This is a genomic window from Sulfitobacter mediterraneus, assembly GCF_016801775.1.
GTDB lineage: Bacteria > Pseudomonadota > Alphaproteobacteria > Rhodobacterales > Rhodobacteraceae > Sulfitobacter > Sulfitobacter mediterraneus_A.
In genome coordinates this window covers 2,883,302-2,898,950 of sequence record NZ_CP069004.1, presented here as the reverse complement: position 1 = coordinate 2,898,950, position 15,649 = coordinate 2,883,302, and the positions used below count along the sequence as shown (strand labels likewise).

Genomic DNA, 15,649 nt, shown 5'->3' with positions numbered 1-15,649 from the left:
CTCTCCCCTTCGGTCTGACTGATCTAGCCCGCGTCCCGCAGGACGTCCAGAAAGGCCGGCCCAAAACGATCTGCCCGGCGTTCCCCCAACAGTCGCTCCAATGCGGTTTCATCGGCATTGCGCAGTTGTGCCACCTTGGCAAGCTGGGATGCAGAACAGCTCAGCGGTTTGTCTGTGCCCGCTAAACCCCGCGCCAGATCGGCCTGCACCTGCAACAGCTGGTCATAGACATTGCCCGCCTCACGTCCGGCCAGTTTGCGGCGGGTGGGATGCATCTGTTCAGCCTCTCCATTGATCACTTCAAGGAAAGCCGCGCCATAGGTTTCCAGCTTTTTCGCGCCCACCCCGCCAATGCGCGCCATGCCATCCAGATCACGGGGGCGCGTTTCGGCCATTTCGATCAAGGTGCGGTCTGTAAAGATGATATAGGCTGGCACCTTGGCCACCTCGGCCAGCGCCCGTCGCTTGGCCTTGAGCGCGGAGAGCAGCGGCGCATCTTCTTCGCTGACCATCGCTTTGACGGCAGGTCTGCGGGTTGCACCCGCCGCTTTGATCGTGTCGCGGCGCAGGTTTATCTTGGCCTCGTCGCGCAAGATCGGCAGGGCCGCATCGGTCATGCGCAAAGCGCCGTGGCGTTCAGGATCTGGTCGGATCAGATCATGGCCCATCATCTGCCGGAACACCGCCTGCCATTGGCGACGGTCGTATTCACCGCCCACACCAAAGGTTGGCAGGCTGGCATGACCACGCGCCTTGACCTTGTCGGTTTCCACACCGAGTAAAATATCGATCAGATGACCCGCGCCAAACCATTCTTCGGTGCGCAAAATGGCAGACAATGCCTTGCGCACAGCGGTGGTGCCATCGAAGACCTCGGCGGGGGTGTCACACAGATCGCAACGGCCGCAAGTCACATCGGTTTCGTCAAAATAGCTGAGCAGGGTCTTGCGGCGGCATTCAAGCGCCTCGGCCAGCCCCAGCAATGCATTCAACCGACCATGATCCGCCGCGCGGCGTTCCGGCGGCGCAAGGCCTTCGTCAATCTGCGACCGGCGCAACCGGATGTCATCAGGGCCAAACAACGTCAGCGTTTCGGCAGGCGCACCATCGCGCCCCGCGCGGCCAATCTCCTGATAATAGGCCTCGATGCTTTTGGGCAGATCCGCATGGGCAACCCAACGGATGTCAGGTTTGTCGACCCCCATACCAAAGGCCACGGTGGCGCAGACGATCAGCCCATCTTCTTGCTGAAACTGGCGTTCAGCGATCCGGCGATCTTCGGCCTCCATCCCGCCATGATAGTGGATCGCCTTTTGCCCCGCGTCGCGCAGCGCCTTGGCAATCCCTTCGGTCTTGGCGCGGGTGCCGCAATAGACAATGCCGGATTGCCCTTTGCGAGCGGCAGCGAAAGTGAGGATCTGATCGCGCGGCTTGTTCTTGGCGGCAAAGGCCAGATGGATGTTCGGCCGGTCAAATCCGTGCAGAAAGCTCTTGGGTGGGGAGCCGTCAAACAGCTTTTGCACAATCTCGGCGCGGGTTTCGATGTCCGCCGTTGCGGTAAAGGCAGCCAGCGGCACGTCCAATGCACGGCGCAATTCGCCGATGCGCAGGTAATCGGGGCGAAAGTCATGGCCCCATTGGCTGACGCAATGGGCCTCATCAACCGCAATCAGGCTGACGCCCACACGTTTGAGCATTCCGGTGACGGAACCCGCCGCCAAACGTTCCGGTGCCATATAAAGCAGCTTGAGTGTGCCTGCCTCCAGCCCTTCCCAGACAGCATCGGTTTCTTCGGGGGTGTTTCCAGAAGTCAGCGCCCCCGCGCCCACACCGGCCTCTTGCAAGGACCGGACCTGATCGCGCATCAGGGCAATCAACGGAGAGATAACCACCGTCACACCATCACGCATCATCGCAGGCAATTGAAAACAAAGGGATTTGCCGCCACCTGTTGGCATAATGGCAAGCACATTTTCGCCATCCGTCACCGCCTCGACAATCTCTTGTTGGCCGGGGCGGAAGGCGTCAAAGCCAAATACATCACGAAGCAGCGTGGCAGCGCCTGTCATGGGAGTCCTTAAAACTGTCTGCTCTTTTTATGCAGACTCCCACACTAATAATGGGTGAACAAGTCCCTGCGCACGAATGGTCGATCAATTCGTGCCTCTGGGCTGAACCAGCTCAGGTCAATAGAACAGCGCCGCGTTGTTCATGAGCACGATCCGTGCGATCGCCACACCGATCAGCACCACCAGCGGCGCCAGATCAAGCCCACCCATTTGCGGAATAATGGCCCGGACGCGGCTATAGATCGGTTCAAGCAAACGATTCAGCCCGTACCAGATCTGTGCCACCAATTGCTGCCGCAGGTTCAAAACCTGAAAATTGATCAGCCATGACATGATCACATGGGCGATCACGATAAAATACAAGATGTCGAGCAACAGCATCAGAATTTGGAACAGCGATGTCATCAAGAGCCCTTTCAAAGACGTGCCTTTCAGTTAAGCGCCGCGGCCAAAAACCGCAAGGGTGCCGCGAGGTTCATGGTTGACGTCCACGTCAAGTGGTGGCGGTTATCACGTGAAAGGAGAGACCGATGTTTCCATTTGTCCGCATGATCAAAGACACCTGGCTGGCGAGCCGCCAACCGCCCTTCAAATCATTGACCGACACCCATGTAAGCCATCACATCTGCTGGCCGCATGACCTGGATTTCTGGCTTGAGCTGAACAATGGTCGCGCCATGTCGCTTTATGATCTGGGGCGCATGGGCATGGCGCAACGTGGCGGATTGATCCGCATTTTGCGGCGTGAAGGCTGGGGCATGACAATGGCCGGTGTCAGCACCCGCTTCCGCCGCCGGATCCACGGGTTTGAACGGTTCGAGATGCGCAGCCGAACCCTGTGTTGGGATGACAAATTCATCTATCTTGAGCAAAGCATGTGGAAGAAGAACGGTGAATGCGCCAGTCATGTGCTGTTCCGCTCTGCGGTGACTGACAAAAACGGGCTGGTGACGCCGGACCGCGTGTTGGCCGCGTTGGGTCAGACAGTCACCTCACCGCCGATGCCCGAGTGGGTTGCCGCATGGTGCGCATCAGACGCCCAACGTCCATGGCCACCGATGCAAGATGCGTGACGTTCAGGGGCCAGCGGGGACCTGCGCCCTACCGTCATGAAACCTTTGCTTGCGCGGCCTCTCATTGCCTGTTCTACTTTTGGTTTAGAACAAACGGGGTGGGACAATGGCAAACATAAGCGCGCGCAAGCGGATCTGGGGTTGGTATTTCTTTGACTGGGCCAGTCAGCCCTACAACACCCTGATGCTGACCTTTATTTTTGGACCCTATTTTGCCCAAACGGCCACCGCTGCCTTGGTTGAAGGCGGCATGACCCTTGACGCGGCCAAAGCACAATCGCAGGCCTATTGGGGTTACGGGCTAACCCTGACCGGCATTCTGATTGCGGTGCTTGCCCCGATTTTGGGCGCGATTGCAGACAGCTCTGGCCGAAAACTGCCTTGGATCTGGCTGTTTTCCATTCTCTATGTCGTCGGGGCCGCCGGCACATGGTGGACCGCGCCGCAGGATTTCTCGGTGATCTGGGCATTGTTCTTTTTCGGGATCGGCCTGATCGGCATGGAATTTGCGACAATCTTTACCAACTCCTATTTGCCCGAGCTGCACGAGGACAGCGCCGAACTGGGCCGCATTTCCGGGTCTGGCTGGGCCTTTGGTTATGTTGGCGGTGTGGTCGCATTGATCGCGATGCTGATGCTGTTTCAGGCGGGCGACAGCGGCAAGACGATGCTTGGTATTTCGCCGCTCTTCGGGCTCGACCCGGAAACCAAGGCAGACACCCGCATCGTTGGTCCGCTGACCGCGATCTGGTTTGCCGTCTTTATGATACCGTTTTTCCTCTACATCCGGGACACGCTGACCCCGCAAGCCGACCGCTATAAGCTTGGCAAAGGGCTGCGCGATCTTGGGCATACCCTTGCCAGCCTGCCGCGGCATCCGTCGCTTTTGGCTTATCTCGGCTCGTCAATGTTTTACCGCGACGCGCTGAACGGCATGTACACATTCGGCGGCATATACGCGTTGGGTGTGCTGAATTGGTCAATCATCGAAATTGGTGTCTTTGGCATTCTGGCCGCGATTTCCGGCGCGGTGTTCTGCTGGATCGGTGGCCGTGTGGACCGGGCCGTCGGGCCAATGCCTGTCATTGTCACTTGCTGCATCATCCTGATCCTGACCGCTTGTCTGATCATCTCGCTTACTCCGACCTCCGCCATGGGGATCAGTTTGGCCGAAGGGTCTGCCTTGCCGGATATCCTGTTTTATGTGGCAGGCGCCTTGATCGGCGCGGCTGGTGGGGCGCTACAAGCCTCGTCCCGCAACATGTTGACCCGCCAAGGCAACCCCGAGCGGATGACAGAGGCATTTGGCCTTTATGCCCTGTCCGGCAAGGCCACGTCTTTTCTTGCCCCGGCCCTGATCGCCATCGCCAGTGATGTAACAGGCAGCCAGCGTTTGGGAATTACACCGGTTGTGGGGCTGTTCATCATAGGGTTGATCTTGTTAGCATGGGTCAAACCACAAGGAGATTTTTCAAAATGATCCTGTCTCGCCTTTTGTCTTGCGCGGCTCTTTCTTTGCTGCTCGCCTCCTGCGGCGGGTCACGTGATATCAGCGGTGAACGCGAAGTCCTGCCAACGGTTGGCTCCTCCGGCGGCGCTCAAAGCAATGTGCAGGCGAAAAAGCTGTTCGGCGCCCAAAGCCTTGCCTCACGCCAGAGCCCTGCCGCCTATGGCAGCTACGCCAAAGGTTGCCTTGCCGGGGCACAGCAATTGCCCGAATCCGGCCCGACCTGGCAGGCCATGCGCCTGTCACGCAACCGCAACTGGGCACATCCTGAAACCATTGACATGGTCAAGAAACTGTCCAGCTTTGCCGCCACTCAACCGGGGTGGAAAGGTCTTTATGTCGGTGATCTCAGCCAACCCCGCGGTGGACCGATGCTCACCGGGCACCGCAGTCATCAGGTTGGTCTGGATGCCGATATCTGGATGCTGCCGCCGCAATCGTTATCTCTGACGGCCAAGCAACGCGAGAATATCTCGTCCATTTCCACCCGCCGGGCCAAGGGTGCATATGTGAACGAAAACTGGACCCGCGCCCATCACAACATCCTGAAGGCCGCCGCCAAAGACCCGCGCGTGGCCCGCATCTTTGTTTTCCCCGGCGCCAAGGTGCAAATGTGTGCCGACGAGAAAGGCGACCGCAGCTATCTGCGCAAAATCCGCCCCTGGTACGGCCATCATTACCACTTCCACGTCCGGCTGAATTGCCCCAAGGGGCTGCGTGGCTGCGTCGACCAAAAGGCACCACCAGCGGGTGATGGCTGCGCAGATGCACGGCAATGGCAGCGCAACATCCTGAATCCGCCACCGCCTGATCCAAACGCACCCAAACGCAAACCGCGCCGCGAATTGCTTTTGGCTGATCTGCCCGCACAATGCGTCTCGGTTCTGGGCAACTGACCCTGCGCCTTTGTCTGGCTGTACTCTGCCTGTCCTGCGCTGCACTTTCGGCGCAGGCAGAGCCAACGCTGCGGCTGGTATCCAAGCTTAACTGGGCCGAGGACGCGCCATGGTTTGGCGGGTTTTCAGGGGCAGAGGTTTCTAAGGACGGACAGACGGTCACCCTGATCAGCGACCGTGGATCACTGGCAATCGCCCGCATTGTTCGCGGACCAGAGGGCCAAATCGACCGGCTGCAACTCCAGTCCCGCCAGATCCTTTGGAACGGAACTGATACCCCCGGCGACCACGACGCAGAAGGCTTGGCCCGCAGGCCTGACGGGGTGCTATATCTGTCTGCAGAACATGATCACCACGTGGCCCATCTGGACGCGGACACCGGCAAGATCACTTCGCTGCCCCGCGCCAAAGAGTTTGCCGCGTTTCAACTCAACTCCGGGATCGAAGCCCTCGCCGCCGGACCGGACGGGGCGCTCTACGCCATCCCCGAACGCTCAGGCAAAGTGGACCGGCCCTTTCCGGTTTTCCGCTTCAAGGACGGTGCTTGGTCCATCACGCATCACATCCCCCGCCACGGGCCATTCCTGCCTGTAGGCGCGGATTTCGGCCCGGACGGTTTGTTCTACCTGCTCGAACGTGCTGCCACACCGCTTGGCTTTCGTAGCCGCATCCGCCGCATGGACCTTGCACAAATGCCCCTGCGACCGAAGACCCTGCTGAGCACTGGACCCGCCCGCTTTGACAACCTCGAAGCCATCACCATCTGGCGCGATCCTGCTGGTGCAATCCGGCTGATCCTCGTGTCAGACGACAATTTCCTGTCGATCCAACACACCCAGATCATCGAATATGCCCTGACGGAATAACTTGCAGGGCCGCCCACAACACCGTAAAGCCCGCCCTGTCTGCGAATCCCCGCAGGCCAAGTCGCCGCACCCTTGCAAAAAACGGTTTTACAAATGACACGCACATATCTTCCGGGCATCCTTGCCATGGCCATCATCGTCGTGGCCTCCAATATCCTTGTTCAGTTTCTCTATGGTGACTGGCTCACCTGGGGGGCATTCACCTATCCGCTGGCCTTCCTCGTCACCGATGTGATGAATCGTGTCTATGGCGCATCTGCGGCCCGGCGAGTCGTGCTTGTCGGTTTTGTGGTTGGGCTGATCTGTTCTTTGATCGGTACGCAGATCATGGGCGAATTTGGCCCGCTGGTTACACTGCGCATCGCCGTGGCATCGGGCATCGCCTTTCTTGTTGCCCAACTTCTGGATGTTGCAATCTTTGCCGCCCTGCGCGGCGGCACATGGTGGCGTGCGCCGCTGGCCAGCACGCTGATCGGGAGCACGGTCGATACAGTCCTGTTTTTCTCTATCGCCTTCTCCGGCGGCCTCTCCTTCATCCATCCCGCCACGGATGTCAGCTGGGCGGCCGAAACTCTGCCTCTGCTGGGCAGCGGCCCCATTGCCCCGCTTTGGGTCTCACTGGCCGTGGCCGACTGGGCCGTGAAACTCAGCCTTGCGCTGATCGCGTTGATCCCGTTCCGACTGATCACAGCCAAGCTGACCAGCGCCACCTGATCCTCTTCATTTGGCGTATAAACTCGGGGCGTTTGAGGGGCCACGCCCCTCATTCCAAAATAAAATCAACTGCGGTGCAGCCGCGCCTTTTGACATCGCCGCCAAAAAAACACTTTGCGAATTGAAAAACCTGTGCGACGATTCAGGTGAGTTCAACAAATGTAAAGGAGGTGATCCAGTGTCAAGAAAGGTATTGGAGAGAGGTGTCGGAACAGCTTGGGAGGTCGCCCGCTAAGGCAGCCCTTGGCGGTTGAAACAACCCAGGTGGACAGGCGTCTAACCGACCCACCTCCGCAAACCATTCGATTGGGCCGCTCCGCAACAGGGGCGGCCCATTTCGTTTGCGCCCCTTCACCTTGGCGCGGCCGGATGCGACTATGGGCTCATGTTACGTATCAATAACGATATCGCCCTGCAGGATTGGGAAATCACTGAAAACTTCGTGCGCGCCTCCGGGCCGGGCGGGCAGAACGTGAACAAGGTCGCAACAGCGGTGGAACTGCGTTTCGAAGCGGCAACTTCGCCTTCGCTGACCGATCCAGTGAAAACCCGGTTGCGGCGGCTGGCCGGGCGGCGCTGGACCAATGAGGGTGCGTTGATCCTGCAATGTGACGAAACCCGCAGCCAGGCCCGCAACCGCGACATTGCCCGCGAGCGGCTTGCCGAGTTGATCCGCAAAGCCCTCGTGGCTCCCAAGCGCCGCATCGCGACCCGGCCAACGCTGGGCTCCAAGAAACGCCGATTGAAAGCAAAGAAGGTGCGCGGCGAAGTCAAATCACTGCGCGGTAAGGTCGATCCCGACAGCTGATCAAACCGTTTGGCCGCGAGGCCACTCTTGAGTTTTTCTTGCCAAATGAAGAAGGGAACAGCGCTTAAACACCCGCTTTGCGCAGGATGTAGATGTCCATGATCCAGCCGTGTTCGGCACGGGCCGCAGCCCGCATTTCGATGATCTGTTCGGCCACTTCTGCCAGTGGTCCAGCGCAGAGAATTTGCTCTTTCATACCCACATATCCGCCCCACCAGATGTGGATGTCCTGCGGCGGCAGGGATTGAAACGCGCAGGTGCCGTCCAGCATGATCGCCAATGTGTCGATGCCTTGGGGCCAGCCTTCGTCGCGCAGGCGGCGGCCGGTTGTGACCACGAAAGGCGCGCCGATCTCGTTGACCGGGATGGCGTGGGCGGCGGTCAGGGCTTGCAGCGATGTGATGCCCGCGATCACTTCGATTTGCGGAACCGGAGACAGGCGCGTAGCGATGCGAAGGGTGCTATCGTAAAGCGATGGATCGCCCCATACCAGCAGGGCCACATTCTTGGCCGTCGGATATCTGGCAATGGCGTCTTGCCAGCACAGCGCAATGGCATCGTGCCAATCATCGACCCGTTGTCGGTAATCGCGGGTTGCCTCGTCCCTAACGGGCAGGTCAAAGCCAGCGATTTGGGTTTTTGGGTTGCTCAGCACCTCATCACAGATTGCACGGCGCAGTTCTGCAAGATCGGCTTTTCCTTCGCCCTTGTGCGGGATCAGGATCAGATCCTGCGCATTGATCGCGCGGATCGCCTGCAAGGTCAGGTGTTCGGGATTGCCTGTGCCAATGCCGATGAGGGTGAGTTTTTGCATCGTTGTTATCCCGGAATACGCGCGATAGCACGGGTCCGCAGCTCGCCCAGCACACGGGCGTCGGCAAATGTGCCGTCGTCCGAAGCGTCATAGAGCCGCGCAAAGCTGCGCAATTCTTCAATGTTGGCTTCGGTTACTTCACCAAAGAGATAGGCCACCTTTCCGGGGCTGCGAAAGGCCACCGTTTGGGCGCGGGTACAACCGGACATGCAATCGACGCCGCGCACCTCAAGTTCTGGCAGCGCCCGTCGCGCCACATCGACAAAGCTGCCATCGGGGCTACAGGTCCGGCATACAAGAAGTTGCACAGGCGTGCTCATCCGTTCAGTTCCGCCAGAGGGCCGTAGAAGATCAGCGCAGGTGTGGTGCTGCTGGTGCTATCGAGATGTTCCGCCAGTGTTGCGATGGTAAAGCGGTGCAGCTTTTCATCGGGGGTTGAGACAGCCTCGGCCAACATCGCAGGCGTGTCGCCGGGCAGGCCATGTTCGATCAAACGTGCGGCGAGGCCCGGAAAGGTGCGTTTGCCCATGTATATCACGGTTGTGGCCAGCGGATCGGCCAGTGCCGCCATGTTCACATCAGGGGGCAAAGCGCCGGTGACATCAGCGCCGGTGATAAACTGCACACGCCTTGCACTCAGCCGTCGGGTGAGCGGGATGCCTGCCGTGGCGGCGGCGGCAGAAGCGGAGGTTACGCCGGGGATGATCTCGAACGGGATGCCCGCCGCTTGCAGGGCGGTGATCTCTTCTTCGAGGCGGCCAAACATGCCGCTGTCGCCGGATTTGAGGCGTACAACGCGCAGCCCCGCTTCGGCATGGTCAACCAGAACGCGGCTGACGTGGTCTTGTTTGGGGGAGGCCCGCCCGGCACGTTTTCCGACACCGATCAGATCCGCATCGGGTTGTGCATGTTCAAGGATCGGTCCGGCGCTGAGGTCATCAAACAGGATCACCTCGGCCTTTTGCAGACGATCCACCGCCTTGACCGTCAGCAGATCAGGATCACCGGGGCCAGAGGACACAAAGGAGACAAAACCGGTCATGTGGCCTCCGCGATCATGTGAAAGAACGTGCCTGTGGCAACGCCGCCGCCCTCAAAGGGGCGGACCGATCCGGTTTCTGGCACGGCCAGATCATTGCTGTCGCTGATCGCGGCGAGGGGTGCGTCAGGTTCGTCCAGAATGGTAGCATAGTGAAACTCATGCCCGCGCAACTGGCTTCGGGCGCTATGGCCGGGGATCGCCGCGTTCAGATCCGCCTTGCGATACCCGAGGTGGAACTTGCGTTTCTCAAAAGATGTCTCCAGACCCAAAAGTCCGGTCATCTGGTGGCGATTGCCCTCTTTATCCACCAGTCCCGCGCCCATGGCCATATAGCCACCGCATTCGCCATGCACGGGTTTGGTTTGGACAAAAGCTTGCAGACCGGTGCGGAAAGTCTCCGCCGCTGCCAGCTTTCCAGCGTGCAATTCGGGATAACCGCCGGGCAACCAGCAAATATCTGCACTGGCGTCCGGTGCCTCATCGCCAAGCGGCGAGAATGGCAGAACCTCGGCCCCTGCCGCCCGCCAACCGGCCAGCAGATGCGGATAGACAAAGGCAAAGGCATCATCGCGGGCCAGTGCAATGCGCTGACCAGGAGGCGTGATTCTTGTTGGTAGCGGCGCCTCCTTCATTGTGCCTGCCGCGGCTGCACGCAGGGCGGCCAGATCAACATGTTCGGCAACAAAGGTCGCAGCTTCGGCCAGAAGTTCAGGCAGGTTTTCCTGTTCACCCGCCTGTACCAGACCAAGGTGGCGTTCGGGCATTTCGATCTCTTTGCGGCGCGGCAGGGATCCCAGAACACGTACGCCCACCTGATCCATGCCGACCCGCACCAATGTTTCGTGGCGCGGGGATGCAACACGGTTCAGCACCACTCCGGCCAAGGTCACATCAGGGCGCATCTGTTTGAAGCCAAGCGCCGTGGCCGCCACCGATTGCGCAGCGCCGGAGACATCCAGAACCAGAATAACAGGCCATCCCATCAAGGCCGCGGTATCCGCGCTGGCCCCGTTGCCGCAGGCACCGGGCACAGCCACGCCATCGAACAGACCCATGGACCCTTCAGCAAGGATAAGATCGGCACCATCGGCGTTGCCAACCAAACCGTCGATCATGGCACGGTCCATGGACCAGCTGTCGAGGTTAAAGGACGCGCGGCCAGAGGCAGCCGTGTGGAAAGCCGGATCAATGTAATCCGGGCCGCTCTTGAAGGGCTGTACATTCACGCCCTGCCCGCGCAATGCGGCCAGGAGACCCAGCATCAGGGTGGTTTTGCCAGTGCCGGAGGACGGCGCAGATATCAGCAGGCCGGGGGGGATCATTCGGCAGTCTCCGGAAAGCGGGGATCGGTGCCGACAGGGCGGAAGCGGCGGTCATAATCGCCTGCGTAAAGGCGGCTTTCGCCAAAGTCTTCTGCGCCGATGGCATGGCCGACGAGGATCAGCGCCGTGCGCTCCATCTCGGCGCCGATGGCGGTTTTCAGACTGGCGAGGGTGGCCTTGACGATGCGCTGATCCGGCCAGCTGGCCCGCCAGACAACGGCGACCGGGCAATCGCCGCCATAGTGGGGTGTCAAATCTGCCACGACCTTGTCGAGCACATGGACAGAGAGGTGGATGGCCAAGGTCGCGCCGGTCTTGGCAAAGTTCTCCAATGCTTCGGTTTCGGGCATCGCAGTGGCACGGCCAGAGGTGCGGGTCAGGACAACCGATTGTACCACGCCCGGCAAGGTCAGTTCCGCATTGAGCGCGGCAGCGGCGGCGGCAAACGATGGCACGCCTGGTGTCACGTCATAGGGTATGTCCAGCGCCCGCAGGCGGCGCAGCTGTTCACCCATCGCGGACCAGACGGACAGATCGCCCGAATGCAGCCGCGCAATATCATGACCCTCTGCATGGGCGGCGGCGATTTCTTCCATGATTTCATCCAGCGACATGCGAGCCGTGTTCACGATCTTCGCCCCCTCCGGACAATGGCCCAGCAGCGCCTCAGGCACCAGCGAACCGGCATAGAGGCAGACCGGGCAAGCCGCGATCAGGTCGCGCCCGCGAAGGGTGATAAGATCCGGCGCGCCGGGGCCTGCACCAATGAAATGAACGGTCATGGGAAGTGGTTCCTTTAGCTTTCCGCGATGGCGGCAGTCGCCATACCATCGCCCGAGATAACACGCTGTACAACCAACTGCGCCTGTGGGCCAGCGGCGGCAAGCGCGGCGGCTTCGGCCAGAGAGCCGGTGCCGAAACGATCCTGAATGCGCTCAGACTGCGTGGGCGTTATCATCTGCTCCAGATCGGTTTGAGTGACCCCCAAGCCGGGCAGTTGCATCAGTTGCGCCAATTCGCGAAACGCAGGTTCGCGGGATTTGGCCGCCTCGCTGACCAGTGCGTCAAGCGTGCCGCCACCCGCCGCATCCAATGCGCGCTGCAGGGCGTCTTGCAGGCTGGCCAAGCCCGCCGCGCCGCGAAATCCGATACCGGCCACTCTCATAGAACCACGCTCCATTGCAGGACGGGACGGGCGGCATGCCATCCGCGCATCCGGCCCAGAGGTTCGGGGCGCGATAGATCAACGCGCAGCAGATCACCGCCTTTGGCTGTGTGCAGGCCCATCAACAGTGTCTCGGTTTCCAGCGTTACACCGTTTGCGATAAGCCGCGTGCCCTTGGGCAGAATCTCAAACAAGCGATCAAAAAGCGCCGCGGAACCACCGCCACCCACGAACACCGCATCGGGGGTCGGTTGACCTGCAATCTGGTCAAGTGACGCGCCTTCAATCACCCGCATCCGGTGATCAATGCCAAAATCGCTGATGTTTTGGCGGATATTCTGAACGCGGGCGGGCTTGATCTCAAAGGCGGTGGCGCGGCCCCCCGCGAGGCACCATTCAACCGAGATCGACCCTGATCCCGCACCGATGTCCCAAAGGGTTTCACCGGGCCGGGGCGCCAAGGCAGAAAGGGTCAAGGCCCGCACGGGCCGTTTGGTGATCTGGCCGTCATGGGCAAAGCTGTCATCGGGCAGACCCGAGGCGCGGGGCAAACCGGCATTTGTGGGCAAAGCCACCGCCACCGCGACGGGAGCCGCTACATCCTTGAGGTCAAAGCCCTGCGCTGTGGTCTGGCGAACCCGCTGATCCGGGCCCCCCATCCGTTCACAGACCCAGAGCCTGGCCTCTCCGGCACCCTGATCTACCAACCATTTGGCCAGCAGCGCGGGGGCATCCCCATCCCGCAGCAAACAAATCATGCGGCCATTGGGGGAAAGGACAGACCGCAACTGTGCCAAAGGCGCGGCATGCAACCCATGGCAGGTGATCTCTTCCATGCGCCACCCCAGATGGCCCGCAATCAGGGCAAAGGTGGAGGGCGCGGGCAGCACCCGCCATTCACCCGGCTTCAGATGGGCCGACAGGCTGCCCCCCGCACCGAACCAGAATGGATCACCCGAGGCCAGCACCACCACTTTTTGCCCGCGCAGGGCCAGCACCGGATCTATGGAAAATGGCACAGGCCAGGGCTGTCCGCGATCTCCGGCCCCAACCCGCTCCAGATGGCGCGGCCCGCCAATGATCACTTCCGCCGCATCAATCGCAGCACGGCTTGCAGAGGGCAGCGCCGCCGCGCTATCGTCTGTCATTCCGATGATATCAAGCCAGGGATCACCCATCATGCGCGTCCTTTTGTTGGGTGGCACAAGTGAAGCCAGCCAGATGGCCAAAGCCCTGTCCCAAGCCGCCGTAAACAGCGTCTTTTCCTATGCCGGGCGCACAAATGCACCGGTGCCGCAACCCTTGCCCACACGGATCGGCGGCTTTGGCGGCGTGGTAGGGTTGGTGGCCTATTTGCGCCGCGAGGCTATCACACATGTGATCGACGCCACACATCCTTTTGCGGCGGGCATGAGCCGCAATGCTTTTGCGGCCTGCACTCAAACCGACACGCCTTTGATCCGTTTGGAACGCCCGGCGTGGCAGGCGCAGTCCGGTGACAATTGGACCCATGTTCCGACCTTGGAAGCCGCCGCCACGGCCCTGCCGGACGCCGACGCGCGGGTGTTTCTGGCGATTGGAAAACAACAGATTGGTCTTTTCGCCGCCAAGCCGCAGCATCATTACCTGCTGCGACTGGTGGATCCGCCTGAACGTGATCTGCCTTTGCCAAAAACATCTGTCGTGTTGGCGCGGGGCCCGTTTGATATCGCGCAGGATCTGGCACTTCTCCGCGATCATGACATCACGCATATCGTTGCCAAAAACGCAGGCGGGCGCGGTGCGGAGGCCAAGCTGACCGCCGCACGGCAGCTCGGCCTGCCTGTCATCCTCGCGGATCGCCCCGCTTTGCCGGGGCAGAATATCGCCGCCGACATTGGCGCGGTAATGACGTGGCTGGACCATGATCAGGTGGCACTGCGCGGGGTGTAGACATAGCGGCCAATGCGTTTGGTCGCGGAATTGCCGACCAGAACAACCGTGCGCATATCGGCCATCTGAGGTGTCGCCTCGCCCAGAGGCACCGTTCTGATCACCTCGTCCTTGGTGCTGACCGCGCGGGCAAAGATAATCAGGCGCTCTGGCCCGCATTCCTCAAGCAATATCTCAAGGGTGCGTTCAAATTGATGCGGTCGGGACTTGGAGCGGGGGTTGTAGAACGCCATCGCAAAGTCGCCCCGCGCGGCCATGCGCAGGCGGTGTTCGACCATATCCCAAGGCTTGAGGTTATCACTGAGGTTGATCGCGCAGAAATCGTGCCCCAAGGGCGCACCGGCATGCGCGGCGGCGGCAAGCATCGCCGTTATGCCCGGCAAGACACGAATATCCGTGTCTTGATATTCAGGGTGCTTTTCAAGCGCCTCGAAAACGGCGGAGGCCATCGCGAACACACCCGGATCACCGGAGGAGACCACAACAACACGCGCCCCATCTGCGGCCAGTTGCAAGGCGTGCAGGGCGCGGTCCAGTTCCACCCGATTGTCAGTCGGGTGCAGGTTCAACCCCTCTCTGGGTGCCACACGGGCAACATAGGGGATATATCCGATCACATCGGTGGCCTGACCCAATACATCGGTCACTTCCGGTGTGACCAGTGCCTCATCTCCCGGTCCCAAACCGGCAATGGCGATCCAGCCGCTCATGTGTCTGCCTCCGGCCGGCGACCTTGGCCATGGACCAGAACAATCGCGAAATAGGGGCAATCGTCCACATCCACATCAGCCAGTTTGGCAACGCGTTGTCCGGGCATGGTGCCTTTCTCGACCAGCCATGCATCATCCAGACGGCCAACCTGTTCCAGCGCGGCGCGAACGCGGGGCATGTTGCGCCCGGTTTTCATCACAACCAGCGCATCAGCGCGATCCATATGCGCCACCAATTCGTCATCCGGCAAGGTCGCCATCAACACGGTCATAACGTCATCGCCCCATGTGAAGGGCGTGTCCAATGCGTTCCAGCAGCCGACCATGCCTGGGATTGCGGGCAGAACCTCCACCTCGGCGCGGCCCTGCAGACGGGTGTGCAAATGCATGAAAGATCCATAGAAGAACGGATCACCCTCGCAGAGCACGACAACTTCGTGATCTTTTGCCAGTTCGGCCAGCCGGTCCGCCCATTCGGCATAAAAATCGACCATCAGCTGGCGGTATTCATCGCTGTCAAATCGCAGCTCGGTGGTGACCGGATATTCCATTGGATATTCGATCACATCCTCGCGCAGCATGTCTTTGACAATGGTCCGGGCCTGTCCGGCGCGGCCTTTCTTGCGAAAGAACGCAAGATGCTTTGCCCCGCGAATGGTGCGGTCAGATTTGACACTCATCAGGTCCGGGTCGCCGGGGCCGAGGCCCGCGCAGATCACTTTTCCCATGGT

At 60.5% G+C, this 15,649-nt stretch carries 18 protein-coding genes; 7 read left to right on the top strand and 11 right to left on the bottom strand.

Translation table 11 applies throughout. The features are described 5' to 3' along the window. Window positions 1-23 precede the first annotated feature (23 nt). Together recQ and JNX03_RS14335 are read right to left on the bottom strand one after the other, a co-directional pair. Window positions 24-2,069 (bottom strand): DNA helicase RecQ, encoded by a 2,046-nt coding sequence (gene recQ / locus JNX03_RS14340; RefSeq protein WP_203209698.1) that lies wholly within the window; start codon window positions 2,067-2,069, stop codon window positions 24-26. Between the two features lie 117 nt (window positions 2,070-2,186). After that, window positions 2,187-2,474 carry a YggT family protein gene (locus JNX03_RS14335; protein WP_203198065.1) on the bottom strand — a complete coding sequence of 96 codons (288 nt, stop codon included), beginning with the start codon at window positions 2,472-2,474 and terminating at the stop codon, window positions 2,187-2,189. Between the two features lie 125 nt (window positions 2,475-2,599). Between JNX03_RS14335 and JNX03_RS14330 the strand changes: the two genes are divergently transcribed. The 6 genes from JNX03_RS14330 to arfB all read left to right on the top strand — a co-directional run bounded on the left by JNX03_RS14330 (window position 2,600) and on the right by arfB (window position 7,933). Continuing rightward, entirely contained in the window at window positions 2,600-3,142 is a 543-nt protein-coding gene (locus JNX03_RS14330; protein ID WP_203209697.1) for an acyl-CoA thioesterase, read from the top strand. A 106-nt stretch (window positions 3,143-3,248) separates the two neighbouring features. Next, a complete protein-coding gene (locus tag JNX03_RS14325; protein WP_203209696.1) occupies window positions 3,249-4,622 on the top strand; it encodes an MFS transporter in 1,374 nt (457 codons plus the stop codon). Then, window positions 4,619-5,545 (top strand): penicillin-insensitive murein endopeptidase, encoded by a 927-nt coding sequence (gene mepA, locus JNX03_RS14320; RefSeq protein WP_203209695.1) that lies wholly within the window; start codon window positions 4,619-4,621, stop codon window positions 5,543-5,545. The genes JNX03_RS14325 and mepA overlap by 4 nt, the downstream gene beginning before the upstream one ends. Next, window positions 5,521-6,411 (top strand): esterase-like activity of phytase family protein, encoded by an 891-nt coding sequence (locus tag JNX03_RS14315; protein ID WP_203209694.1) that lies wholly within the window; start codon window positions 5,521-5,523, stop codon window positions 6,409-6,411. The genes mepA and JNX03_RS14315 overlap by 25 nt, the downstream gene beginning before the upstream one ends. A gap of 93 nt (window positions 6,412-6,504) precedes the next feature. Beyond that, entirely contained in the window at window positions 6,505-7,125 is a 621-nt protein-coding gene (locus JNX03_RS14310) for a queuosine precursor transporter (RefSeq protein ID WP_203209693.1), read from the top strand. Between the two features lie 385 nt (window positions 7,126-7,510). Next, window positions 7,511-7,933 (top strand): alternative ribosome rescue aminoacyl-tRNA hydrolase ArfB, encoded by a 423-nt coding sequence (gene arfB, locus JNX03_RS14305; RefSeq protein WP_203209692.1) that lies wholly within the window; start codon window positions 7,511-7,513, stop codon window positions 7,931-7,933. A gap of 64 nt (window positions 7,934-7,997) precedes the next feature. Here arfB and cobF read toward each other — a convergent pair whose 3' ends face one another. Genes cobF through cbiE form a run of 7 tightly spaced genes read right to left on the bottom strand, consistent with a single transcriptional unit; the run spans window position 7,998 to window position 13,454 of the window. After that, window positions 7,998-8,747, bottom strand: coding sequence for a precorrin-6A synthase (deacetylating) (cobF, locus tag JNX03_RS14300; RefSeq protein ID WP_203209691.1), 750 nt, complete (start codon window positions 8,745-8,747; stop codon window positions 7,998-8,000). A 5-nt stretch (window positions 8,748-8,752) separates the two neighbouring features. Continuing rightward, complete coding sequence (locus JNX03_RS14295; RefSeq protein WP_231024180.1) at window positions 8,753-9,055, bottom strand: DUF1636 family protein; 303 nt, start codon at window positions 9,053-9,055, stop codon at window positions 8,753-8,755. An 8-nt stretch (window positions 9,056-9,063) separates the two neighbouring features. Further along, window positions 9,064-9,789 carry a uroporphyrinogen-III C-methyltransferase gene (gene cobA, locus JNX03_RS14290; protein WP_203209689.1) on the bottom strand — a complete coding sequence of 242 codons (726 nt, stop codon included), beginning with the start codon at window positions 9,787-9,789 and terminating at the stop codon, window positions 9,064-9,066. Further along, window positions 9,786-11,111, bottom strand: a complete 1,326-nt coding sequence (locus JNX03_RS14285; RefSeq protein ID WP_203209688.1) for a cobyrinate a,c-diamide synthase — start codon at window positions 11,109-11,111, stop codon at window positions 9,786-9,788. Before JNX03_RS14285 ends, cobA begins: the two co-directional genes overlap by 4 nt. Continuing rightward, the gene (cobM, locus tag JNX03_RS14280; RefSeq protein WP_203209687.1) at window positions 11,108-11,893 is read right to left on the bottom strand and encodes a precorrin-4 C(11)-methyltransferase; all 786 of its coding nucleotides are present in this window, start codon (window positions 11,891-11,893) and stop codon (window positions 11,108-11,110) included. The genes JNX03_RS14285 and cobM overlap by 4 nt, the downstream gene beginning before the upstream one ends. A gap of 14 nt (window positions 11,894-11,907) precedes the next feature. Beyond that, on the bottom strand, window positions 11,908-12,276 hold the full coding sequence (locus tag JNX03_RS14275; protein WP_203209686.1) for a cobalamin biosynthesis protein: 369 nt from the start codon (window positions 12,274-12,276) through the stop codon (window positions 11,908-11,910). Continuing rightward, a complete protein-coding gene (cbiE, locus tag JNX03_RS14270; RefSeq protein WP_203209685.1) occupies window positions 12,273-13,454 on the bottom strand; it encodes a precorrin-6y C5,15-methyltransferase (decarboxylating) subunit CbiE in 1,182 nt (393 codons plus the stop codon). Before cbiE ends, JNX03_RS14275 begins: the two co-directional genes overlap by 4 nt. On the opposite strand from cbiE, the gene JNX03_RS14265 reads away from it, so the two are divergent. Beyond that, window positions 13,453-14,208, top strand: coding sequence for a cobalt-precorrin-6A reductase (locus JNX03_RS14265; protein ID WP_203212254.1), 756 nt, complete (start codon window positions 13,453-13,455; stop codon window positions 14,206-14,208). The two genes, cbiE and JNX03_RS14265, sit on opposite strands and share 2 nt — an antisense overlap. On the opposite strand, the gene cobJ is transcribed toward JNX03_RS14265, so the two are convergent. Both cobJ and cobI read right to left on the bottom strand, forming a co-directional pair. Next, window positions 14,184-14,918, bottom strand: a complete 735-nt coding sequence (gene cobJ, locus JNX03_RS14260) for a precorrin-3B C(17)-methyltransferase (protein ID WP_203209684.1) — start codon at window positions 14,916-14,918, stop codon at window positions 14,184-14,186. The genes JNX03_RS14265 and cobJ overlap by 25 nt on opposite strands. Beyond that, window positions 14,915-15,646 (bottom strand): precorrin-2 C(20)-methyltransferase, encoded by a 732-nt coding sequence (gene cobI, locus JNX03_RS14255; protein ID WP_203209683.1) that lies wholly within the window; start codon window positions 15,644-15,646, stop codon window positions 14,915-14,917. Before cobI ends, cobJ begins: the two co-directional genes overlap by 4 nt. Between the last annotated feature and the right edge of the window lie 3 nt (window positions 15,647-15,649).